Annotated in this window: 22 protein-coding genes and 1 riboswitch; of the genes, 8 read left to right on the plus strand and 14 right to left on the minus strand. The window is 64.4% G+C overall.

What is annotated here, in order from left to right; all coding sequences use genetic code 11:
• Window positions 1-57: 57 nt before the first annotated feature.
• Window positions 58-1,020, plus strand: coding sequence for a DnaJ C-terminal domain-containing protein (locus BRA471DRAFT_RS11745; protein ID WP_007607378.1), 963 nt, complete (start codon window positions 58-60; stop codon window positions 1,018-1,020).
• Between the two features lie 408 nt (window positions 1,021-1,428).
• On the opposite strand, the gene BRA471DRAFT_RS11750 is transcribed toward BRA471DRAFT_RS11745, so the two are convergent.
• Entirely contained in the window at window positions 1,429-2,199 is a 771-nt protein-coding gene (locus BRA471DRAFT_RS11750; protein ID WP_007607379.1) for an anti-sigma factor, read from the minus strand.
• A 106-nt stretch (window positions 2,200-2,305) separates the two neighbouring features.
• Window positions 2,306-2,794 carry a sigma-70 family RNA polymerase sigma factor gene (locus BRA471DRAFT_RS11755; protein ID WP_007594679.1) on the minus strand — a complete coding sequence of 163 codons (489 nt, stop codon included), beginning with the start codon at window positions 2,792-2,794 and terminating at the stop codon, window positions 2,306-2,308.
• Between the two features lie 172 nt (window positions 2,795-2,966).
• Between BRA471DRAFT_RS11755 and fabI the strand changes: the two genes are divergently transcribed.
• From fabI to BRA471DRAFT_RS11775, 4 genes are all read left to right on the plus strand, one after another.
• On the plus strand, window positions 2,967-3,782 hold the full coding sequence (gene fabI / locus BRA471DRAFT_RS11760; RefSeq protein WP_007607380.1) for an enoyl-ACP reductase FabI: 816 nt from the start codon (window positions 2,967-2,969) through the stop codon (window positions 3,780-3,782).
• A 14-nt stretch (window positions 3,783-3,796) separates the two neighbouring features.
• On the plus strand, window positions 3,797-4,396 hold the full coding sequence (locus BRA471DRAFT_RS11765; RefSeq protein WP_007607381.1) for a histidine phosphatase family protein: 600 nt from the start codon (window positions 3,797-3,799) through the stop codon (window positions 4,394-4,396).
• 171 nt (window positions 4,397-4,567) lie between these two features.
• Entirely contained in the window at window positions 4,568-5,656 is a 1,089-nt protein-coding gene (aroC, locus tag BRA471DRAFT_RS11770; protein WP_007607382.1) for a chorismate synthase, read from the plus strand.
• A gap of 80 nt (window positions 5,657-5,736) precedes the next feature.
• Entirely contained in the window at window positions 5,737-6,927 is a 1,191-nt protein-coding gene (locus BRA471DRAFT_RS11775) for an adenylate/guanylate cyclase domain-containing protein (RefSeq protein WP_007607383.1), read from the plus strand.
• Between the two features lie 44 nt (window positions 6,928-6,971).
• Here BRA471DRAFT_RS11775 and BRA471DRAFT_RS11780 read toward each other — a convergent pair whose 3' ends face one another.
• The 7 genes from BRA471DRAFT_RS11780 to BRA471DRAFT_RS11805 all read right to left on the minus strand — a co-directional run bounded on the left by BRA471DRAFT_RS11780 (window position 6,972) and on the right by BRA471DRAFT_RS11805 (window position 11,752).
• Window positions 6,972-8,141 carry a sensor histidine kinase gene (locus BRA471DRAFT_RS11780; RefSeq protein WP_007607384.1) on the minus strand — a complete coding sequence of 390 codons (1,170 nt, stop codon included), beginning with the start codon at window positions 8,139-8,141 and terminating at the stop codon, window positions 6,972-6,974.
• Window positions 8,142-8,201: 60 nt separating this feature from the next.
• Complete coding sequence (locus BRA471DRAFT_RS36800) at window positions 8,202-8,453, minus strand: hypothetical protein (RefSeq protein ID WP_007607389.1); 252 nt, start codon at window positions 8,451-8,453, stop codon at window positions 8,202-8,204.
• 551 nt (window positions 8,454-9,004) lie between these two features.
• Window positions 9,005-9,310: an ATP-dependent Clp protease adapter ClpS gene (gene clpS / locus BRA471DRAFT_RS11785; protein ID WP_007594672.1), complete on the minus strand. Its 306-nt coding sequence runs from the start codon at window positions 9,308-9,310 to the stop codon at window positions 9,005-9,007.
• Window positions 9,311-9,353: 43 nt separating this feature from the next.
• A complete protein-coding gene (locus tag BRA471DRAFT_RS11790) occupies window positions 9,354-9,695 on the minus strand; it encodes a DUF190 domain-containing protein (protein ID WP_007607391.1) in 342 nt (113 codons plus the stop codon).
• 4 nt (window positions 9,696-9,699) lie between these two features.
• Window positions 9,700-10,128, minus strand: a complete 429-nt coding sequence (gene crcB, locus BRA471DRAFT_RS11795) for a fluoride efflux transporter CrcB (RefSeq protein WP_007607392.1) — start codon at window positions 10,126-10,128, stop codon at window positions 9,700-9,702.
• A gap of 6 nt (window positions 10,129-10,134) precedes the next feature.
• Entirely contained in the window at window positions 10,135-10,524 is a 390-nt protein-coding gene (crcB, locus tag BRA471DRAFT_RS11800; RefSeq protein WP_007607393.1) for a fluoride efflux transporter CrcB, read from the minus strand.
• A gap of 16 nt (window positions 10,525-10,540) precedes the next feature.
• Window positions 10,541-11,752 carry an MFS transporter gene (locus BRA471DRAFT_RS11805; RefSeq protein WP_035973872.1) on the minus strand — a complete coding sequence of 404 codons (1,212 nt, stop codon included), beginning with the start codon at window positions 11,750-11,752 and terminating at the stop codon, window positions 10,541-10,543.
• Between the two features lie 123 nt (window positions 11,753-11,875).
• Window positions 11,876-11,953, minus strand: a riboswitch (Fluoride riboswitch).
• Window positions 11,954-12,237: 284 nt separating this feature from the next.
• Between BRA471DRAFT_RS11805 and BRA471DRAFT_RS11810 the strand changes: the two genes are divergently transcribed.
• Window positions 12,238-13,107 (plus strand): DUF1194 domain-containing protein, encoded by an 870-nt coding sequence (locus BRA471DRAFT_RS11810; RefSeq protein WP_007607395.1) that lies wholly within the window; start codon window positions 12,238-12,240, stop codon window positions 13,105-13,107.
• 175 nt (window positions 13,108-13,282) lie between these two features.
• Window positions 13,283-13,915: a hypothetical protein gene (locus BRA471DRAFT_RS11815; RefSeq protein WP_007607396.1), complete on the plus strand. Its 633-nt coding sequence runs from the start codon at window positions 13,283-13,285 to the stop codon at window positions 13,913-13,915.
• Window positions 13,916-13,927: 12 nt separating this feature from the next.
• Here the strand turns inward: BRA471DRAFT_RS11815 and BRA471DRAFT_RS38310 are convergent, their stop codons facing one another.
• Both BRA471DRAFT_RS38310 and BRA471DRAFT_RS11820 read right to left on the minus strand, forming a co-directional pair.
• The gene (locus BRA471DRAFT_RS38310; RefSeq protein WP_157234069.1) at window positions 13,928-14,098 is read right to left on the minus strand and encodes a hypothetical protein; all 171 of its coding nucleotides are present in this window, start codon (window positions 14,096-14,098) and stop codon (window positions 13,928-13,930) included.
• A gap of 31 nt (window positions 14,099-14,129) precedes the next feature.
• Window positions 14,130-15,188, minus strand: coding sequence for a class I SAM-dependent methyltransferase (locus BRA471DRAFT_RS11820; protein ID WP_007607398.1), 1,059 nt, complete (start codon window positions 15,186-15,188; stop codon window positions 14,130-14,132).
• 167 nt (window positions 15,189-15,355) lie between these two features.
• On the opposite strand from BRA471DRAFT_RS11820, the gene BRA471DRAFT_RS11825 reads away from it, so the two are divergent.
• Window positions 15,356-15,958 (plus strand): hypothetical protein, encoded by a 603-nt coding sequence (locus BRA471DRAFT_RS11825; RefSeq protein ID WP_007607400.1) that lies wholly within the window; start codon window positions 15,356-15,358, stop codon window positions 15,956-15,958.
• Between the two features lie 6 nt (window positions 15,959-15,964).
• On the opposite strand, the gene BRA471DRAFT_RS11830 is transcribed toward BRA471DRAFT_RS11825, so the two are convergent.
• From BRA471DRAFT_RS11830 to BRA471DRAFT_RS11840, 3 genes are all read right to left on the minus strand, one after another.
• Window positions 15,965-17,023, minus strand: coding sequence for a nitroreductase family protein (locus BRA471DRAFT_RS11830; protein WP_231171099.1), 1,059 nt, complete (start codon window positions 17,021-17,023; stop codon window positions 15,965-15,967).
• A gap of 110 nt (window positions 17,024-17,133) precedes the next feature.
• A complete protein-coding gene (locus BRA471DRAFT_RS11835; protein WP_035973875.1) occupies window positions 17,134-18,381 on the minus strand; it encodes a class I SAM-dependent RNA methyltransferase in 1,248 nt (415 codons plus the stop codon).
• The gene (locus tag BRA471DRAFT_RS11840; protein WP_007607406.1) at window positions 18,374-19,108 is read right to left on the minus strand and encodes a TlyA family RNA methyltransferase; all 735 of its coding nucleotides are present in this window, start codon (window positions 19,106-19,108) and stop codon (window positions 18,374-18,376) included. The genes BRA471DRAFT_RS11835 and BRA471DRAFT_RS11840 overlap by 8 nt, the downstream gene beginning before the upstream one ends.
• Window positions 19,109-19,122: the final 14 nt, after the last annotated feature.

A 19,122-nucleotide genomic window follows, 5' to 3' on the forward strand; every position in this document is an offset into this window, starting at 1 on the left:
CGCAGGTGGGGCGGGGAGCCCTTTGAACAATTCGATTTCTTGAAGGAGACGTGACGGATGCGCGACCCCTATGAGGTCTTGGGGGTGCCGCGGAGCGCCAACGCTGCCGCGATCAAGAGCGCCTATCGCAAGCTTGCCAAGAAGCACCATCCCGACAGCAACAAGAACGACCCGAAGGCGGCCGAGCGCTTTGCTGAGCTCAATACGGCCAACGAGATCCTCGGCGACGAGGACAAACGCAAGCAATTCGATCGCGGCGAGATCGACGCCGACGGCAAGCCGCGCTTCCAGGGCTTTCCGGGCGGCGGCGGGCCGCGCGGTCGCGCCGGTCCTGGCGGGTTCGAGAGCTATACGTTCCGCGGTGGCGGCGCGGGCCCTGGTCCGGGCGGCGGCGCGTTCGAGGACATTCTCAACAGCATGTTCGGCGGTGGGCAGCGTCCGCGCCCCGGGGCCGGCGGCGGTGCCCAATTCGAGTTCGACACCGGCGGGATCGGGCTCGATCTCGACGTCACTGTCGCCATGACCGTCTCGCTGGAAGAGGCGGTCAAGGGCGGCGAGAAGCGCGTCCGGCTACCGAATGGCAAGGAACTCAACGTCAAGATTCCGGCCGGCGTGACCGAGGGTCAGCAGATCCGGTTGCGGGGACAGGGCGAGAGCGCTCAGGGCCATCCGCCGGGCGATCTCCTGATCACGATCGGCATCGCACCGCATCCGTTCTTCAAGATCGAGGGCGCCGATCTCAGGATCGACCTGCCGGTCACGCTTTACGAGGCGGTGCTCGGCGGCAAGGTCCGGGTGCCCACCCTCGGCAATGCCGTGGAGCTTTCGGTCCCGCAAAACACCTCCAGTGGCCGGACCTTCCGCCTTAAGGGCAAGGGATTGCCGAAAGCTGGCGGAACCGGGGATCTCTTTGTCACTGTCAGGATTATGCTACCGGACGGGAACGACGCCGAGCTTGAAGCATTGATGGAGAAGTGGCGGGACCAGCACCCCTACAATCCACGTAGCGGGCTTGGCTAACGCATGATCCGGAAAAGCGTGTAGCGGTTTTCCGGAAAGTCATGTGCAAACAAGAGCTGAAGCGCGATTGATCGCGCTTTGGGCGAGATCGGCAGCTGAAGGGGTTCTCCTAAAGACTGAGAGCGTCGTCCATCGAGATGATGCTCATCATATGCCCGAGGCGTGGTAGCCCTTCTTGGCTCACGTGCTCGACGTGTCGGCTGTCCGGCGGGGCAGCCGATAAAAAGGTGCGGCCTCGAGAGGGGGACCAGCGCGGTACCAAAAACCCCAATCGAGGCCGCCCGCGTCGATCGGCGGATCGAACGCTGCTCATTTTCGCGTGATCATCCGGTGCGATAATGAGACGCGCCGATGTCTTCATTCCAAATTTTCAATGTCGGAATCGAGGCACCGCGTTTGCGTGGTTGTCTAGGTGCCGTTTTTCTCTGCCTGGTCGTAGACCGCTTGCGCCACTTTGGTCAGCCGATCGCGGTCGCTGCCACCGCTGACGACGTAGCCGACGCCGCGCTCGGCCCAGAACAGCGCCTCGTCCTTGTCCGTTCTGGCGTAGCGCATCTGCGTCGCGCCATTCTCGGTCTTGGCGGTGTAGATCGTGTACCGCTCGCCCGAGGCGCCCTCATACATCAGGAACGACGCCGGCCCGTTCGGCCCCGGCAAGAGCCGGCCACCGACGAGCTTCAGTCCACTCGCCTCCAGGTTCGGTGCAAACACGGTCCAGCCGCAGCGTCTGGTCAGCCAGGCCTGGAGGTGGTCGCGCTCGTTGCCGCCGACCTCGACGGGATGGCGAACCTCGACGACATAGAGGCGGTGGGCGTCGAGTGCGTCGGTCGTAAAGCTCTGGAAGGTCGAGGGCGCGTTGGCGGCGCCATGCGCCACCCAGCCGGCGGTGCCGCCGGCGACGAAGGCAACCAGCACGGCCGCGGCGGCGCCATAGAGCCAGTGCCGCGGGCGGCGCTCCAGCCGTTCGAGCTCGAGCCGCGCCGGCACCGGCTCCTGGGCGACGGAATCGTAGCGGGCGTGCAGCATCTCGGCCATGGCGCGCCAGGACTGCACGCGCTCGCCATCCTCAGGCTGCGCGGCAAGCCAGGCCTCGACATCGGCGCGGCGCTCGGCCGGCAGCTCGCCGTCGACATAGGCGTGCAGTTCGTCCTCGGTCACTGGGATCTTGCGGTCGTTCATATCGATCGTCTCTGGCTCTGCGGCCCAAAATGTTCTTCGTGGTTCAACTGCGCCGCTTCCCATGCCATGCAGGAGAAACGACCGGCGCGATGCATCAATCCTGCCATCATTTCACCCGCCTGAGCGCCGGGCGCTCACCCTCCAGCGAGGCTTTAACGTGGGCGCGGGCGCGTGCCAGGCGCGACATCACGGTGCCGATCGGCACGCCCTGGATGTCGGCGACCTCGCGGTAGCTCATGCCCTCCAGCATCACCAGGAGCAGCACCGAGCGTTGCTCCTCGACGAGCGTCGCCAGCGCCCTCTCGATATCGCGCCCTTCGGCTTCGGTCCCGCTGGCATCCGGGTTGTTCTCCGTCAGCTGCATGAATTGCGGCCGTCGTGCCAGCGAGCGCCGCCGGTTCTTGTTGAGGTTGGTCAGGATCGTATAGAGCCAGCTCCTGACGTCGCCCCCGAGGAAGAGGCGCTCCGAACGCAGCGCCCGCACCAGCGTATCCTGCACTAGATCGTCGGCCGCATCCGCCTCGCGCGTGAGCGCGCGGGCGTAGCGGCGCAACGCCGGGATCATGGCTTCAACACTCTGGCGAAACGCACTCATTGCGGTCTTGACGTCCTGATGTCGGCGCGAGCGCCACAACGTTCATAACACCCGACCGGAACGGCTATTCCGGCGCTTGAAACAGCGTTAACGCCGCGTATTAGGACTGTACCGCAACGGAGGGCTGGTGTACCTCCAAACCTCACCGGGAGCTCGACGGGACGTTAGCAAAATGGCGCAGAATTCAGGTCTGATGCAAGGCAAGCGGGGCGTGGTCCTCGGCGTTGCCAACAACCGCTCGATCGCCTGGGGCATTGCCAAGGCATGCCACGCGGCCGGCGCCGAGCTCGCCTTCACCTATCAGGGCGATGCGCTGAAGAAGCGCGTCGAGCCGCTCGCCGCCGAGATCGGCGGGCTCGTGCTCGGCCATTGCGACGTCACCGATGCCGCGACCATCGATGCCGCCTTCGCGGTGCTGAAGGAGAAGTGGGGCAAGATCGACTTCCTGGTGCATGCGATCGCCTATGGCGAGCAGCTCGACGGCCGCTACGTCGACACCACGCAGGAGAATTTTTCGAAGTCGCTGCTGATCTCCTGCTATTCGTTCACAGCCGTGGCGCAGCGCGCCGAGAAGCTGATGACCGACGGCGGCTCGCTCATCACGCTCAGCTATTACGGCGCCGAGAAGTGGATGCCGCACTACAACGTCATGGGCGTCGCGAAAGCGGCGCTCGAAGCGAGCGTGCGTTATCTCGCCGCCGATCTCGGCGAGAAGAACATCCGCGTCAACGCGATCTCGGCGGGGCCGATCAAGACCCTCGCGGCGTCCGGTATCGGCGATTTCAGATATATCCTGAAGTGGAACGAGGCCAACGCGCCGCTGCGGCGCAACGTCTCCACGGAAGACGTCGGCGGCAGCGCGCTGTATTTCCTCTCCGACCTCTCGCGCGGCGTCACCGGCGAGGTGCACCACGTCGATTCCGGCTATCACGTGCTCGGCATGAAGCGCCCGGACGCGCCTGACATTTCGTTCGGCGCGAAGGACTAGTTTCTGAATCTGGAATGCCCGTGCCCACGATCTATTATCTGCGCCATGGCGAGACCGAGTGGAATGCGCTCGGGAGGCTTCAGGGCACCAGGGACATTCCGCTGAACGCGCGCGGTCGCGATCAGGCCGTGCAGGCCGGCGGCATTCTCGCCGATCTGTTCAAGCGCGAAGGCCGCGACAAGGCAGCATTACCCTACGTGTCGAGTCCGCTTGGCCGCGCGCGAGAGACCATGGAACTGGCGCGGAGCAAGCTCGAACTGCCGACTGCGGATTATGCGCTCGACGATCGCCTGCGTGAGATCGGCTACGGTACCTGGGAGGGGCTGACGCTGGCCGAGAGCGAGGCCTCCGATCCCGAGATCTACGCCCGGCGCCTCGCTGACAAATGGACGGTGGGCCCCGCGGGCGGGGAGACTTACGCCGATGTGCAGGTCCGAGTGCGCGCCTGGTACGACCAGCTCCGTACAGACACCGTCGCGGTCGCCCATGGTGGGACCTGCCGGGCCCTGATGGTTTCACTCGGCCTTGAGACGCCGGCGAGCGCGGCCGAACTCTATATCGAGCAGGGCGCCGTCTACGTGTTCCGGGACGGGCGGCTGGAGAAGTTTAGTTAAGCAACTGTCATTCCGGGGCGCCCGAAGGGGCGAACCCGGAATCTCGAGATTCCGGGTTCGATGCTTTGCATCGCCCCGGAATGACGGAACTAGGGTTGAACCCAATGCTCCTCGGCGCTACGACGTTGACCAACGTCCGTGCAAAACGTCAACGCCAAGCGGCAGTTCGCGATGTCCTTCAACACCTTCGGCCATATGTTCCGCGTCACGACCTTCGGCGAGAGCCATGGGGTGGCGATCGGCTGCGTGGTCGACGGCTGCCCGCCCATGATCCCGCTCGTCGAGGCCGACATCCAGGGTGATCTTGATCGCCGCCGGCCCGGCCAGTCGCGCTTCACGACCCAGCGTCAGGAGGCGGACCAGGTCAAGATTCTTTCCGGCGTGATGGCGCATCCGGAGACCGGCGTGCAGGTGACGACGGGCACGCCGATCGGGCTGCTGATCGAGAACACCGACCAGCGCTCGAAGGACTATTCCGAGATCAAGGACAAGTTTCGCCCTGGTCATGCCGACTTCACCTATGAAGCGAAGTACGGCCTGCGCGACTATCGCGGCGGCGGCCGCTCGTCGGCGCGCGAGACCGCAACGCGCGTCGCCGCCGGCGCGATCGCGCGAAAGGTGCTGCCCGACGTGAAGGTGCGCGGCGCGCTGGTGCAGATCGGGCCGCACAAGATCGACCGGGCGAAGTGGGACTGGGACGAGATCGCGAAGAATCCGTTCTTCTGTCCCGACAAGGACAAGGCCGCGTTCTTCGAGACCTATCTCGACGGCATCCGCAAGAGCGGCTCCTCGATCGGCGCGGTGATCGAGGTCGTCGCCGAAGGCGTGCCGGCTGGCCTTGGCGCGCCGATCTACGCCAAGCTCGACGCCGAGCTCGCCTCCGCAATGATGAGCATCAATGCGGTGAAGGGCGTCGAGATCGGCGCCGGCTTTGGCGCGGCCGAACTGACCGGCGAAGAGAACGCCGACGAGATGCGCACCGGCAATGACGGCACGCGTTTTCTGTCCAACCACGCCGGCGGCGTGCTGGGCGGTATCTCCACCGGACAGCCGGTGGTGGTGCGCTTTGCGGTGAAGCCGACCTCGTCGATCCTGCAGCCGCGTCTCACCGTCGATCGCAACGGCGCCGACACCGAGATCATGACCAAGGGCCGCCACGATCCCTGCGTCGGCATCCGCGCCGTCCCCGTTGGCGAAGCCATGATGGCCTGCGTGCTGGCGGATCATTTCCTGCGCGACCGCGGCCAGGTCGGGCGCTAGCATTGCGCGAGGCGCTTGTATCGCGCCAGTCGCCCACCGCGCAGCTTGACGATCCCACAACTTCGTCCGCAAATGCGGACATGGAAAGCTCCGAGCTCCAACGCATCACCAGCTGGCTGATCGACGGCGCCTGGTCGTCGAAGGCCCCGGCCGAGATGACGGCGGAAGCCTGCGAACGGATGGTCGCAGCCGGTCTGCCGCTATGGCGGTTCGGCATCTTCATCCGCACGCTGCATCCCGAAATTTTCGGTCGCAACTTCATCTGGCGGGAGGGCGAGGAGGTCGAGATCGGCACGGTCGATTTCGAGATCCTGGAGACGCCGGAATTCGCCAGAAGTCCGCTGCGGGTCGTGTTCGAGCAGGGACTTGAGGTGCGGGGACGCATGGACGATCCCGGCAGCAAGCATTTCCCTTTTTTCGACGATATGCGAGCCGAAGGCGTAACCGACTACGTCGCGACGCCAATGCAGTTTCTCGACGGCTCGGTCCACGCGACGAGCTGGACCACGCGCCATCCAGGCGGCTTCACTGATGACCACATCGCGGCGATTCACGCCATCCTCAAACCGCTCGCGCGCATCACCGAGATCATCAGCCTGCGCCGCACCGCCGAGATGCTGCTCGACACCTATGTCGGCAATCGTGCCGGCGCGCGCATCCTTGGCGGTCAGATCCGCCGCGGCCACAACGACACCATGCAGGCTGCGATCTGGCTCTCCGATCTGCGCGGCTTCACCGCACTGTCGGACCGGCTGCCGGCCGAGACCGTGGTCGAGATCCTCAACCATTATTTCGACTGCCAAGTCGCCGCGATCCGCGGCCATGGCGGCGAGGTGCTGAAATTCATGGGCGACGGCCTGCTCGCGGTATTCCCCATCGACGAATATGTCGGCGATACCGCGCATGTCTGCACGCGCGTGCTGGAGGCGGCACGCGAATCCCGCGCCAGCGTCGAGGCGCTCGCGTATCCGGTCGGCGACGTCATCGAGCGCTTCCGCTTCGGCGTGGCGCTCCACGTCGGCAACATCCTCTACGGCAATATCGGTGGCGGCAACCGCCTCGACTTCACCTGCATCGGCCCCGCCGTGAACCTTGCCGCCAGGCTCGAGAAGATCACGGGTCGCCTGGGGCGGACCGTCGTCGCCTCGGAAATGTTCGCCAATGTCTGCCGCCACGACTGGCACGAGCTCGGCGAATTCCCGATCGCGGGCTTTTCAAAGGCGCAGCGCGTATACGGGCTGACGGAGGAGACGCCAATGGTGATGGCCTGAGGTCGTCCTCGGATGTCCGCCGCCATCAACCCGGTGAGCAGAATTCAGGCGTTCGACGCCATCACCGACCTCAGCGGGACATCCAGCTGATAGACAAATCCGGACGGTTCGTAGGCCAGCCGCACCTGCCCGTTCAGTTGCTGGCCGAGCGACTCGATCATCCGGGTGCCGTAGCTCCGTCGTGTTGGCGGCGCCACCGCAGGGCCGCCGCTTTCGCTCCACTTCAGGCGCAGCCTTTGCTCGATCTCGTCGACCGTCCATGCGATCTCGACATGCCCGGAGGAACTGGACAGCGCGCCGAACTTCGTCGTGTTGGTGCAGAGCTCGTTGAACGTCATTGCGAGCGCTATCACGGCACCGGACGTGATCCGGAGGTCCGGGCCATTGAAATGGAATCGTCGGCCCCCCTGACTGTCAAAGGGATCGGTGGCGCCGCTCAGGGTATGAGTGAGGCTCGCATTTGACCAGCTGACCTGTATCAACAGGTCGTGGGCACGTCCTAACGCCAGCAAGCGGCCATCCATGGCCTTTTGCCCGTGCTCCAGACTGATCGCCGTCCGGAAGCTCTGGGCCGCAATAGCGCTCACCGTTGCAAGCGTATTCTTGATGCGATGATGCAGCTCTCCGAGGATCAGCTTTTGCAATTTGTCGGCAGCCTCGCGCTCGTGGGCTTCGATGCCGGCTTGAGCGAGCAGGACCTTGGCGTCGGTGTCCGCCTGTTCCAGCAACAGGCGCAAATTGTCGTTTTCCGCGGCCAGAACCGATTCCTGTGGCGAACGACTAACCTCAAGATTTTCCCCGGGATCAGTCGTTGTGGTCGGAAGGATTTTTAGCGCGCCCGCTCCGATCATCGTCTGCAACTGCGAGATCATTTCGTCGACGGCGAGCGGCTTGCGAAAGAAGCGGCTGTCCGCCGGCGTTTCGTTTTCAGACGGCTTTACCTGACCGGAAACCAGCACGATCTTGATGGCAGGCCAGCGATCGTGCACCGCGTGGGCCAGCTTCAAGCCGTCCATGGTCCCGGGCATCTGGATGTCGCTGAACAGAAGCGAGATGTCCGACCGCGACTCGAGGATCGCGATGGCTTCGTCGGCGTTGACGGCCTGCACAGGGCAGAAGCCTGCATCCTCCACGATATCGACTGCGCGCATGCGCAGGATCATCTCGTCTTCGACGACGAGAACGTTCGGCAAGGAGGTTGGGGGCATTGACATCTGTGCACGACACTTTCCTGGATCATCCGACAAGCTCGGCCGGCGCTTTGCGATTGTGGTCTAACGGCGCGCGGTGACCAAACGAGCTTCATGAATCCTGACATCGGATTCACCTCGGCGCAGACATGATGCTTCGAAGTCCGGCCAGACCTGGCCCAGGCAATTGCTGGCCACCGGATGGCTCGCCAGCCGGTCCGCCTTCGCCAAAGCAACGGTTTCGCGCGCTTTTACTTGCGGAGCAAAACCGGGCAACACCATTACGGACACTCCGAGGAGCGCGAACATCGCGAACGCAATAAGAGATTTCATCATTTGGGGCTGCTTTGGCTGTCGACCGCCCCGTTTCGTTTGGGGATGCTGTTACAACAACCAAAATGAGATATAGTTCATTTTTTACAACTTATATTTGAAGTGTGATTTGCAGCAGGATGCCGCCACGGCCCGGATCGTCGCTCAGTGAGAAGAGGCCGCCGACCAGGTTGGCTTGCCGCTACCTCGGTGTTTTGGGACCAGGCAGGCTTATCCAGTCGTGAATGTGCGAGGCCGTTTCACTCAATCGCGCCGCTCTAAGCAGCGATTCCCGCTGCACGCCGGGCGGGGCAATCTCTGCGCGACGGCGAGCCTCGGCTGCCAATTGGGCAAGGCGATTGCTCAGCGGGATGGTTCTCTTGGTGGTGTCTTGCACAGGACGCTCCGCATTGGGCGGGAGCGCAAAGACTCTCTCAGTCACCGATGGATGCCGTGGCGGGCCGGTGATGGGTTACCATGCGCCTGTTGACGGCCAATAGATACATTATTCGGCAGAACAGATTAGGCGCCGAAATCGAAGGGGGCGCCAAAGCACCAAAGCCGGACCGGTGCCACTATTCCTCCGGCTCCGTGGTGAACAGCAGGGGATAGCCCTTGGTGCGGCCGGCATCCGTTGCGCGGGTAGCCTTGGTCTCGGCGACGTCCTTGGTGAAAACCGCGACCACGCAGGCGCCGAGCTTGTGGGCGGTGATCATCACCTTGTAGGCCTGATCCTCGGTCATCCGAAACTCGGCCTTGAGGATCATCGTGACGAACTCGCGGGGCGTAAAGTCGTCGTTGATCAGGATGACCTTATGCAGCTTCGGCCGCTCGACCTTGGTCTTCGTCCTGGTTTTCGGTTTGGCAACGGTATCGTTCATTCCGCCTCCCGGATATGGCGGGCTCCGGTTCCTGCCGGCGCGCTCAGCGCGCGGCCTTCTCACCATATTGCAGGACCTGCACCTTCTCCAAGGTGATCAGGCCGCTCGACATCATGCCATCCAGGATGGGCAGGAATGCATTGATGTTGTCCTCGCTGTCGACGATCTCGACCAGCAGCGGCAGGTCTTCCGAGAGCCGCAGGATTTTGGACGTGTGGAGCCGGCTCGACTTGCCGAAGCCCATCGGGCCGCGCAGCACGGTGGCGCCGGCCAGATGCCGCTCGCGCGCCGTCATCACGATCGCTTCATAGAGCGGCTTGCCGTCGAAATGGTCGCTCTCGCCAATGAAGATCCGGAGCGAAACTGCCTGATTGGGGATTTGCATGGTGTCAGCTCCTTCGCAAGCGGTTGGTGCCGCTGGCCATCATATGGCCTGCCCATACCGACACCAGCCAGCAAATGACGGACGCCGCGATATAGGCGAGCGCCGTGTATTTCATGCCGCCGTGGAACAGGCGGAAGGTCTCCAGGCTGAAGGTTGAAAAGGTCGTGTAGCCGCCGCAGAACCCGGTCATGACGAACTGCCGGTGCTCGGGCCGCGCCAGCACCCGGCCGTCGGGGCCGGTCAGCGTCGCGTAGAAGCCGATGATCAGAGAGCCCGTGGCGTTGATGAACAGCGTCGCGACGGGGAAGCCGGGGCCGGTGTCGAGCGCAAGCCCAACCAGATAGCGCGTCAGCCCGCCGACCATGCTGCCGGCGGCAATCCAGGCATAGAGCGTCGCGGTGCGCCAGCGATCGGCAGAGGAGGAGGACTTCATCTGCCTCTAGCCTCCCAGAGTGTCCGCGAGGAGGAAGCCGCAACTGACTGCCGCGAGGCAGAGCACGACCGAGACCGCGACATTTCCGAGCGCGTGCATCGCCTCGCCGTTGCGCGCCAGCGTCAGCGTTTGCAAGCTGAACGAGGAGACCGTGGTGTAGCAGCCAAGAAAGCCGGTGACCGCGAACAACCATGGATCGGGCGCGGCGAAGGCCGAGCCGGGATGGGTCGCCAATGCGCCAAAAATGCCGATCAGAAAGGCGCCGGTGACGTTGATGGTCACGGTGCCCCACGGAAACGTCTCGCCCAGCCGCCGGGCGATCGCGCCGGAGATGAAATAGCGCGCGCAGCCGCCGAGCACGCTGCCGATCATGATCGCAAGCACTCCGCTCAGCACGGCGAACAGCCCCCCGTCATCGTTTCTCCTCCGTTGCCAGCCCGTTGCCGACGGCAAATAGTCCCATGAGCGCGACCAGCGCGAAGCCGAGCCCCGCCAGGAACGTGCCGGCCGGACCATAGGCATCCCACAGTGCGCCGGCGATCACGCTTGCGGCCAGCAAGGCAAGGCCGGTGAACAGGTTGAAATAGCCGAACGCGGTGCCGCGCAGGCTCGGTGGCGCTGCGTCGGCGACGAGGGCCGAGAGCAGGCCTTGCGTCAATCCCATATGCAGTCCCCACAGCGCGACGCCGAGGGCGAGGCCCCCAAGGTTTGGCAGCAGCGCGAGCGCGAGATCGGCGCCGGCAAGGAAGACGAGGCCGAGCGCGAGCAGGCCGGTGCGGTTGATGCGGTCCGAGAGCGCGCCGGCCGGATAGGCCGATAATGCATAGACGATGTTCATCAGCACCAGCACGGCCGGCACCCACATCGCATTGAGCCCGATGTTCTGCGCGCGCAGGATCAGAAAGGCTTCGCTGAAACGCGCCAGCGTGAACACGACGCCAACCGCGACCACACGCCAGTACAGGGATCCAAGCTGCCGCATCGCGGCGATGTTCAGCGGATTCCTTGACGGCTCCCGGCCTGGGTCCGGCTCCGGCTCGCTCACCGCGAACGCGATCAGTCCGAACGACAGGAAGCCCGGCAGCACGGCCGCCCAGAACACCATCGTAAAATTGTCCGCCGTCCACCACATCAGGCCGATCGCCACGAGCGGCCCGACGAACGCACCGATGGTGTCGAGCGACTGACGCAGGCCGAAGCTCGCGCCACGCAGGCCGATGGGTGCGATATCGGCGATCAGCGCATCGCGCGGCGCGCCGCGAATGCCCTTGCCGACGCGATCGATGAAGCGCGCGGCAACCAGCCATTCGACGCTGGGGGCAAGCGGGAACAGCGGTTTTGTCAGCGCGGCCAGTCCGTAGCCGAGCGCGGCGAGCAATTTGCGCCGACCGAGCCAGTCGGACAATGCGCCGGAGAAGATCTTCGTGATCGAGGCGGTCGCCTCTGCAATGCCCTCGATGAAGCCGACCGTGAGTGTGGAGGCACCGAGCACGGTGACGAGATAGACCGGCAACAGCGCGTGGATCATCTCGGAAGAGACATCCATCAGCATCGAGACGAAACCGAGCACCCAGATCCCCCTGGGCAGCCCCGCACGTGCAGCATTCGGTGTTGTCGTCGTCACGTCCAGGACTTCTCCTCGGCCTCTCCTCGGCCGCTCCTTGCCTTCGCGTCCAGGCAACAAAAAACCCGCCAGCGGCGGGGTTGTCCATGCTCCCGCCGAAGGCAGAGGCCCGAAATTGCCCCTCCTCTAGCAGGAGTCATCAGCCCACCACGGTCACAGGCCGCCGGGCGGTTGTCGGGGGACTCCATCCCCATCCTGTGTCGCCAGCCTAACATGGAAATCGCGCCGGACAAGTGGGCGAGGTACTCTGTCCAGTGGCCCGTCAATCCGGGAGCGCACCGGACTATTGCATTCGGGTGCCCACGATCCCGCAGTCAGCGGCGCGAGCGCGGCAACATGCCGGCAGCTTTGCGCAGTGCTTCGCAATTCCCGCCGCAAATGCCTAACTGGCAAATGCCTAACTGGAATGTGAAGCGCGAGCGATCTTCGGACTTTGCTGCAAGGCGATTGCATGTCACCATCGCGTCATACGACGGGAGGCTGCGATGCGCTTGCTGTTCTCGATCGGGGCTGTGCTGGTGACCGGCATCTTCGCCGGAGGGGACGTCGCGGGCATCGCGGCACCAGGACCCAAATTTGAGTCGCCTAAAATTCAGCCGGAGCGGCAAGCAGCCGACAGGGACGCGCAGACGGTCGATGTCGAGCTGATCCTCGCCGTCGACGTCTCCTACTCCATGGACATGGACGAGCTCGCGGTTCAGCGTGAAGGCTATGCGCAGGCGATCCAGTCGAAGGAATTCCTGCAGGCGCTGAAGCTGGGCCCGAACGGCCGCATTGCGGTGACCTATTTCGAGTGGGCCGCCTCGACCGACCAGAAGATCATCATTCCCTGGCGCCTGATCGACGGACCGGAGACCGCCGATGCCGTCGCCGCCGAAATCCTGAAGACGCCGATCCGGCGCGCCTCGCGCACCTCGATCTCCGGCGCGATCAGTTTCGCGATGCCGCTGTTCGATGAGGATCCCTATCGGGGGCTGCGCCGCGTGATCGACATTTCCGGCGACGGTCCCAACAACAATGGCACGCCGGTCACGATCGCGCGCGACGCGGCGATCGAGAAGGGCATCGTCATCAACGGCCTGCCGATCATGGTCAAGGAGCCGTCCTATTCGACCATGGATATCGACAATCTCGACTTCTATTATGAAGATTGCGTCATCGGCGGGCCCGGTTCCTTCGTCATCACGATCAAGGACCGCGACAAGTTCAAGGAAGCCATCCGCACCAAGCTCTTGATGGAGGTTGCGGGCCGTATGCCGGAGCGCCCCGTGATGCACGTTGCGGACAAGGACAAGGAGCCGCGTGTGAACTGCTTGATCGGCGAGAAGATCTGGTCAGACCGCTGGGGTCGTTGAGCGCGGCCCCCGGAGGAGACCTTTTGCCCCATTTGCCCGCGATGGAATTTTAACCACGCGTTAACTGTTGCGTGGCCCTAATCGGCTGCTTCCAGTTGTTTCCGGATACTGTTCTGACGTTCCTGTCGGGGCGCGAACCAAGCGGGCCTGTCAGACAAATCCGCCGAGCAATCCAATGGCCATCGTCACGTCGAGCACCAGCCAGATTTCTCCCGCTCTCGAGCGGGTGTATCACCAGAGCTCCCTGCTCGGTGAGTGGAAAGGCAATTGGGCGGGCAATAACCAGCCCGTCAGCTTCAAGGTCGTGAACATCCGCGGTGCCCGGGCGCAGGTCGAGTACACCCATAACGGGCGCACGGAGCGCGGTTTTGGCGAGGTCGCAGGTTCGCTTCTTACCTTCGGCACGGTCACGGTCGGCACAAAGGACGGCAAGAGTCTGGTGCTGTTGTCATCTGCGGGCGCGGGCAAGCAGACCGCGACTCTCGAGAAGCAGGCGCCGCCGGCCTCCGACAGCCGCTTGATGGGAAGTTGGGGCGGCTATTCCAGTGACAATGGCAAGAGCGCGAGCTTCAGGGTGCTCGCTGTCAACGGCAACGAAGCGCAGGTCAGCGTCACCACCGATGGCGTCACCCGTCAGGGCACCGGCACCGTCTACAAGAACGTCATAATGTTCGGGCAGGCGCAGATTGCGACCGACGACGGGCAGAACGGCAAGATCATCTACCAAGTCCGCAACAAGTCCTTCGTGGTGCCCGTGACGAAATATCCGCCGGCGGATTCGTCGTCCACGGTGGACAGGACGGCCTAACCGTCACGGCTGCTAGCTGCCAGATTGCATCAGCGCCTTCAATTGCCGCTCGATCTCACGCAAGACATCGCAAGCGCGCGTGAGGGCGCCATTGCCGATCATTTGCGGCGGCCAGCTTACGTTGCGGCGCGAGCGAGGCAAGGCTGTCGGCGCCAGGCGTGGCTGCAGCATCGGCACGGCCATATGCCGCAGCCACGCGTCGGAAAGGGGAAGATCAGATCCGCGCCTCCAGAATCAGATTGAAGGGCGTTTCAGCGGCGCGGCGGAAGCGCGTCAGTCCGCCCTCTCGCGCGACGTTGCGCAGCCTTGCCTCGCCCGCTTGCGCGCCCAGTGCGAGGCCCACCTCCTGGTCGAGCGAGGCCGGCGTGCAGATCATGGTCGACGCCGCATAGTAGACCCGCCCGACCGGGTTGAGATTGTCCTCGAGGCGGTCGCCTGCGAACGGCTCGACCAGCATGCAGGTGCCGTCCTTTGCCATGGTCTCGCGCACGTGGCCGATGGCGCCGACGGGGTCGCCCATGTCATGCAGGCAATCGAAGAAGCAGACGAGATCATAGCCCTCGGCCGGATAGGTCTTGGCGGAATGAACAGCGAAGCTGACCCGGTCGCCCAATTTGGCTTCGGTGGCCGCCTTTCGCGCGGCCTCGATCGAACCCTCGTGATAGTCGAAGCCGTAGAAGCGGGAGTTCGGGAAGGCTTCCGCCATCAGCCGTGTCGAGACGCCGTGCCCGCAGCCGACATCGGCGACCTTGGCGCCGCGCTTCAGCTTGTCCACGACGCCGTCGAGCGAGGGCAGCCATTCCTGCACCAGATGATGCATGTACCCGGTCCGGAAAAAGCGGGCGGTGCCGCAGAACAGGCATTCGCTGCGCCGGTTCCACCCGACGCCCTTGCCGGATTTGAATGCGTCCGAGACCTTCGGCTCGTCGAGAAAAGCCGAGGCAATGACATTGCCGAACGCGCCGAGGAACACCGGACTGTTCTCGTCGGCAAGCGCCATCGCCTGCTCCGGCAGCATCGAGAATTTTGCCGAAGCGGAATCGTATTCGATGTAGCCGGACGCCGCCTGGCTCGCGAGCCATTCGCGGACGTAGCGCTCCGCGGTCCCGGTGGCGCTTGCGAACTCGGACGAGTTCATCGGTCCCTTGGCGGCAAGGGTACGGTAGAGACCGAGCTTGTCCCCGAGCAGGACCAGCGACGCATTCATCGCCGCCCCGAATTCGGTGACCATCTTGCCCATAAAGGCATTCAACCTGTCGGAATTGACCTCCATGACAGCCTCCGTGCTGACGCGCCCCCTCAGGTGGGTCGATCCGGAATGCGGGAAGTTCAATTGACAGGAAAACGTGATCCCGGAACTCAAGGGAAGACTGGTGTCGCGATGCTGGCATTCATGATGCCTGGTGGGTATAATTCGCAAGCTTTTCGACGGTTATTTGGATGTCCAGGCTTACCCGCTCTTGCGGTCTCGCGGTTTTTCTTGCCCTGCTCTGCCTCGGCGAAGCGCCGGCTCATGCGCAAGCCGCACCCCTGCAATATTGGATCCCCGGCGGACCTTTCGGCTTCGGCGGCGTTGCCGGTCAGAGCGCCGACAGCTACGGCAATGTCCCGAGCTTCAATGGCGGCGACGCAAGCAGCCGCAGCAATTTTGCGAACGGCTTCTTTGTCGGCAGCCAGCATGGCAATCTCAATTGGAGCGGCCTCAGCCCGGCCGGACTGAGCGGCAATTTCAGCGCGCTCTCCTACGACAGCACGCAGTTCGGCTACAACACCAAGACCGCGGGCGGCATGCCCGTCACGTTCTTTGCCGGTTTCGACACACTGAAATACGGCGGCGGCATTGGCAGCTCGCTTGCGCCGCTCACCTCCAGCGCCTCGCCCGGCTATGGTGCATTCGCGGGTGTCGAGTTCAAACCGACCTCCAACCTCAGCCTGTCGTTCGGCGCCGGCTTCACCCAACAGCAATCCGGGCGCATGGACAGCGACATCAACTCGTCGATATTGCCCGGCGAGTCGCCGGCCCTGGGCGGCCTTCGGCGCTAGACTGCATCATCCGCGCATCACCAGCTCCGGGCCGCGCCTCAGCGATTTCGGCAAATTCGGTCCGGCTCCGAAACGGATCACAATGTCGGGACGCCGCTCACCGAGTCCGAGTGAGGCTGCGAATTGCGATCTCAGTGTCGGCACCTCGACCGGCTGGTTGACGAAGGAATATTTCAGCCCCAGTGCGGTCGCCTGCAAACCGAACCGCTGGCAAGCGCGTCCGACCGCGATCCACTGCGATGTGTCGCTGCGGTCGGCGGCAAGCACGAGGATCCCCGCGGAGCTGTCGAGCTCCTCGCGGTACTTTCTGTTCTCGCCCTGCTCGGTGAAGACGAGCTTCAGCAGCGGCCGCGCGACCCATGCCGGCAGTGACGGGCTGCCTGACGCGCGCGAGAATAGCCCGTCCATGGACGCGACCGCATCCGCCTCGTTGAAGCGCATCCAGCTCACGAGTTCGCTCATGAAGGCCTTGTCGCGCATTTGTGCGGAATTGCCTTCGAGCACATAGTCGGTGACTTTGGCGATGGCTGCGCGTTCGGTCAGCAGGATTGCCGACACGTTCGGCTCGCGACAGGCGTCCTCGAGCTGGCGCAACATCTCGGGCGCGACCGGCTTGCCGTCGAATGCCGCACGGGTGCATTGCCTGACTGGAATTGCGGCCGCCAGCGCCGATGCGGCAGGCGGAGCTTGGTCGAGTGCGATCACGATCCGGCCGCCGTCGACCGTCTGGTTTGCGCGCCAACCCAGCGTTGCCGCCGCAAGCGCGAGATTTTCGGCGGCGCAGCCGAGGCTGACGAAGAGGTGGTGATCGTCCGGGTCGACTGCGGGACAGCGGCGTGCGACGTCTGGCCTGATCACGATGACATTATCATGGGCGGAAAAAATCCAGGGCTGGGTGTTGTGGCTGTTGGCCGCGAGTGTCGCAAAACGCACGAACTCGCGGTCTCTCGGGGACGATCGCAGCGGTGCCCGGGCCGCCTGCACCGCGTCCTCATAGCTCCCGTTCGAGGCCTGCGCGGGACTGGCCGTGAGCGTCGCCGCGGAAAGGCCGAACGTATTGGTCATGAATTGTCGTCGGTCGATCGCCATCATCCGCTCCGCGGCCATTCCCGCGCGAGCTTAGCGCAACGGCAGAGCCGGTCGGTTGACCGGCATCAAGGTCGGGAGGGACGCGCTTATCTCACAAACCGCGCCACCAGCTCGACATGCGGCGTGTGCCGGAATTGGTCGACCGGCACCACGGCATCCATCTTGTAGCCGCCATCGATCAGCAGCCGCGCGTCGCGGGCAAATGTCGCGACGTTGCAGGAGACCGCGACCACCACAGGCACCTTGCTCGCGGCGAGCTTCAAGGCCTGCGCCTGCGCGCCCTGGCGCGGCGGGTCGAACACGACGGCGTCGAAATCGCGCAGCTCCGGCGCCACCAGGGGACGGCGGAACAGGTCGCGCGGCTCGGCCTTGATCGGCTTGAGCCCTGGTGTGCGCGCGGCCTTTGCGAGCGCTGCAATGGCGCCGGCGTCGTTGTCATGGGCGGTGACCCGGGACTTTTCGGCGAGCCGCAACGCAAACGGTCCGACACCGCAGAAGAGATCGAGAACGTTCTTGGCCTTGCCGATGCGCTCCGCGACGAGCGACGCAAGCGTCTCTTCACCGGCGACGGTCGCCTGCAGGAACGAGCCCGGCGGCAGCGTCACCTCGGCGCGGCCCATCTGCAGGGTCGGTGGCAGGCGTTGCAGCACCAGTTCGCCGTGCCGTGTCAGCCGCGCCAGGCGGTGCTGCTCGGCGACGCGCGACAGCGCCGTCACGAGTGACGTTGGCAGCGGGCCGGAGCCGCGCACGTCGATGTCGAGACCGTTGGCGGTCGCGGTGACCTGGATGTCCAGCGGTTTCGTCACCGGCATTTTGGACGTCAGCAGCTCGGCGAGCGCCCAGCCGGCATCGAGCGCACCCTCGAGCCCGGGATCGAGGATCGGGCAGCGATCGATCGGGATGACGTCGTGCGAGCTGGCAGCCGAGAAGCCGACCTTGAGGATGTCATGGGTGCCGAACCGGCCGTGCAGCGTCATGCGCCTGCGTCCCGCACCGTGGGCATCGACCAGCGACGCCACCTCGCAGTCGATGCCGGCCTGGGCCAGGGTCTCGACCACGATGCCGCGCTTCCAGGCGTGATACGGTTCGGCCGCCCAGTGCTGGATTGCGCAGCCGCCACAGACGCCGAAATGCGGACAGAACGGCGCGACGCGCTCGGGGCTGGCGACATCCACCGCCAGCAGCTTGCGGCGGTCGGGATGGTTGCCGACGACATGATCGACCTCGACGTTCTCGCCGCCGAGCGTGTAGGGCACATAGATGGCATCGCCGGCGTCGAGCGAGACGCCGTCGCCGCGATGGCCGACGTGATCGATTGTCATGCGCTCAACCACGGCGCGCGCCCAGGAAGAATTCAATATTGCCGTCGCCGCCGGTGATCGCCGAGGGGAACACCTCGATATCGGTGCAGCCGAGCGAGGCCGCAAAGGCGGCGACGTCGTCGCAGATCTCGCGGTGCACGGCGGCGTCGCGGATGATGCCCTTCTTGTTGTGCTTCCGGTCTGCCTCGAATTGCGGCTTGATCAGCGCCAGCAGGCTCATCGGCGCGGCGGCCAGCGACAGCGCCACGGGCAGCACCGTCTTGAGCGAGATGAAGCTGACGTCGATTACGACGACATCGGGCCGCGCTGGCAGGCGCTTGCCGTCATAGGCGCGGATGTCGGTCTCTTCCATCGACACGATCTTGGAGTGACCGCGCAGCGAGGGATGCAGCTGACTGGTGCCGACATCGACGGCAAAAACGAGGCTCGCGCCGTTCGCCAGCAGCACCTCGGTGAATCCGCCGGTGGACGCACCGACATCGAGGCAGACATGATCCTCGATCTCGATCGGGTAGCGCTCCAGCGCGCCGGCGAGCTTGACGCCGCCGCGGGAGACGTAGGGATGCGCGGGCTCGGCCTGGATCACGGCGTCCTCGGCGATGGTCTCCGATGGCTTTGCCACCTGCTTGTCGTCGGCCGTGACGAGCCCGGCCTCGATCGCCGCGCGCGCCCGCGCCCGGCTCTCGAACAGGCCGCGCTCGACCAGCAGAATATCCGCGCGCTTGCGGGCAGGGGACATCATCTCTCCGAAAG

This window comes from Bradyrhizobium sp. WSM471, assembly GCF_000244915.1.
Taxonomy (GTDB): Bacteria; Pseudomonadota; Alphaproteobacteria; order Rhizobiales; family Xanthobacteraceae; genus Bradyrhizobium.

Excerpts from the sequence above, each read along its gene's own strand:
- BRA471DRAFT_RS11820 (WP_007607398.1), bottom strand. The coding sequence starts at position 15,188 with ATGGAGGTCAATTCCGACAGGTTGAATGCCTTTATGGGCAAGATGGTC.
- BRA471DRAFT_RS11790 (WP_007607391.1), bottom strand. The coding sequence starts at position 9,695 with ATGCAAATCCCCAATCAGGCAGTTTCGCTCCGGATCTTCATTGGCGAG.
- BRA471DRAFT_RS11840 (WP_007607406.1), bottom strand. The coding sequence starts at position 19,108 with ATGTCCCCTGCCCGCAAGCGCGCGGATATTCTGCTGGTCGAGCGCGGC.
- BRA471DRAFT_RS11745 (WP_007607378.1), top strand. The coding sequence starts at position 58 with ATGCGCGACCCCTATGAGGTCTTGGGGGTGCCGCGGAGCGCCAACGCT.
- BRA471DRAFT_RS11825 (WP_007607400.1), top strand. The coding sequence starts at position 15,356 with ATGTCCAGGCTTACCCGCTCTTGCGGTCTCGCGGTTTTTCTTGCCCTG.
- BRA471DRAFT_RS11810 (WP_007607395.1), top strand. The coding sequence starts at position 12,238 with ATGCGCTTGCTGTTCTCGATCGGGGCTGTGCTGGTGACCGGCATCTTC.
- aroC (WP_007607382.1), top strand. The coding sequence starts at position 4,568 with ATGTCCTTCAACACCTTCGGCCATATGTTCCGCGTCACGACCTTCGGC.
- BRA471DRAFT_RS11765 (WP_007607381.1), top strand. The coding sequence starts at position 3,797 with ATGCCCGTGCCCACGATCTATTATCTGCGCCATGGCGAGACCGAGTGG.
- BRA471DRAFT_RS11780 (WP_007607384.1), bottom strand. The coding sequence starts at position 8,141 with ATGTCAATGCCCCCAACCTCCTTGCCGAACGTTCTCGTCGTCGAAGAC.
- crcB (WP_007607392.1), bottom strand. The coding sequence starts at position 10,128 with ATGAAGTCCTCCTCCTCTGCCGATCGCTGGCGCACCGCGACGCTCTAT.
- BRA471DRAFT_RS11830 (WP_231171099.1), bottom strand. The coding sequence starts at position 17,023 with ATGACCAATACGTTCGGCCTTTCCGCGGCGACGCTCACGGCCAGTCCC.
- clpS (WP_007594672.1), bottom strand. The coding sequence starts at position 9,310 with ATGAACGATACCGTTGCCAAACCGAAAACCAGGACGAAGACCAAGGTC.
- BRA471DRAFT_RS11750 (WP_007607379.1), bottom strand. The coding sequence starts at position 2,199 with ATGAACGACCGCAAGATCCCAGTGACCGAGGACGAACTGCACGCCTAT.
- BRA471DRAFT_RS36800 (WP_007607389.1), bottom strand. The coding sequence starts at position 8,453 with ATGATGAAATCTCTTATTGCGTTCGCGATGTTCGCGCTCCTCGGAGTG.
- BRA471DRAFT_RS11815 (WP_007607396.1), top strand. The coding sequence starts at position 13,283 with ATGGCCATCGTCACGTCGAGCACCAGCCAGATTTCTCCCGCTCTCGAG.
- fabI (WP_007607380.1), top strand. The coding sequence starts at position 2,967 with ATGGCGCAGAATTCAGGTCTGATGCAAGGCAAGCGGGGCGTGGTCCTC.
- BRA471DRAFT_RS38310 (WP_157234069.1), bottom strand. The coding sequence starts at position 14,098 with ATGGCCGTGCCGATGCTGCAGCCACGCCTGGCGCCGACAGCCTTGCCT.
- BRA471DRAFT_RS11775 (WP_007607383.1), top strand. The coding sequence starts at position 5,737 with ATGGAAAGCTCCGAGCTCCAACGCATCACCAGCTGGCTGATCGACGGC.
- BRA471DRAFT_RS11755 (WP_007594679.1), bottom strand. The coding sequence starts at position 2,794 with ATGAGTGCGTTTCGCCAGAGTGTTGAAGCCATGATCCCGGCGTTGCGC.